Origin of the sequence: Ochrobactrum sp. BTU2 (assembly GCF_024539785.1) — a bacterium.
GTDB lineage: Bacteria > Pseudomonadota > Alphaproteobacteria > Rhizobiales > Rhizobiaceae > Brucella > Brucella anthropi.
Genome location: NZ_JAHWRG010000077.1, coordinates 1 through 1,356 on the forward strand (window position 1 = coordinate 1; position 1,356 = coordinate 1,356).

Here is a 1,356-nt window from a genome sequence, read left to right on the forward strand (position 1 = left end):
GAAGAGGCGTGGCAAGGCAGGTGTAGCATGAGGACCACCGCCGCCATACACGTTGCGAAAAAGCAGCTGGACCTTGATGACGATACCTATCGTGCGATCTGCATTCGCGTCACCGGCAAGCATTCGTCTGCGGCCATGACTGAAGGCGAGCGGCTGAAGCTCATTGATGAGTTTCGTCGTCAGGGCTTCAAGCCCGCTTCAAAAGGTTCTCGAAAGCGCCTTGAAGGCAAGTTCGCCGGAAAGCTCCAGGCTCTGTGGATTGCAGGCTGGAACCTTGGGCTTTTCGATAACCCTGCCGATGAAGCTTTGCTGGCCTTCGTGAAGCGCCAGACGAAAATAGATCATGTCCGTTTCGTTCATGATTGGGCTGATGCGCGCATAGCGATTGAGAGCATCAAGAAGTGGATCGAACGCGAAGTCGGTCCGGTCTGGCGGGAAGATATGTTCATGCAGGGCTGGAGGCGCGCGGACGGCGCGAAAGTTGCGGCAGCGCAATGGAGTGTACTTTCGCAGCAAGGAAGACTGCCGGAGCCGGGTAGCTTCACCCGATACGTCCGGGCAGTTCTCAGCCTTGATGACCAGTTCGATTTTGAAGAGCTCAAGCCGCAGAACTGGCAACCGGTCATGAATGCGCTTGGCGCAGAGATCAGAAAAGCGGCGCGGCCATGATTTTCACGATCCGCGCCACATCAGAAACGATATCCACTCGCCGGGAGAAGTCCGGGCGGGCGGCGCGGTTATTGAATAAATCCGAACGACTTTGCAGTGTGTTCCGTTGCAGCGCAGTAAGCGAACTTCTCGGCCCCAACCAAATCAGAAACGTCGCTTTTCTGTGCCTCGGTCCATCTCATGAGTGTTGCGGGAAAACTGATGGACGAGGCCGGAACGTTTTCCGCGATGTACTTTTTAATGGCAGACTGATCGTAAGAAAAACCGCACGGTTGTTCCGCTGCGAGGATGGTGCCCAAGTGAATACCCATGCGTTCTTCGTTGAAGTCTTCCGCGAACGCAATAGCAACACATCCAAACAACGTCAGTCCAGCCAGTACCAGTCTCATATCAACCCCCAGAAATTTCCTCCAATAAAGCGCGCCGTGCGCGTTTTGGCAATGGTGAGGGCATGATGATGGTTCAGCAATCCGCACCTCTGGTTAATCTGCCTTTGTTTATCGCGCCGGAATTGGCCGAGATAGAGCGGCTCCAGACAGAGCGTAACACCTTGCGTCAGCGTATCCATGCGTTCCGGCCACACTGCTACAAGCGTGTCGAGCTGGAAGCCCGCTTGCGCGTCATTACCGCGCAACAACTGGCGCTTTCCGCAGAGATCGGGAGGCAGCATTGAAGGATCATCGACTT

General features: G+C 55.2%; 3 protein-coding genes. 1 reads left to right on the plus strand and 2 read right to left on the minus strand.

The features are described from left to right. A partial coding sequence (locus tag KWJ32_RS28035) for a regulatory protein GemA (protein WP_346016100.1) occupies nt 1-669 on the plus strand: 669 nt, incomplete at its 5' end. 68 nt (nt 670-737) lie between these two features. Here KWJ32_RS28035 and KWJ32_RS28040 read toward each other — a convergent pair. After that, nucleotides 738-1,058, minus strand: a complete 321-nt coding sequence (locus KWJ32_RS28040) for a signal recognition particle (RefSeq protein ID WP_176588474.1) — start codon at nt 1,056-1,058, stop codon at nt 738-740. Continuing rightward, nucleotides 1,055-1,356, minus strand: a 302-nt coding sequence (locus tag KWJ32_RS28045; RefSeq protein ID WP_256886621.1) for a hypothetical protein, incomplete at its 5' end; no start/stop codon positions are given. The genes KWJ32_RS28040 and KWJ32_RS28045, both read right to left, overlap by 4 nt.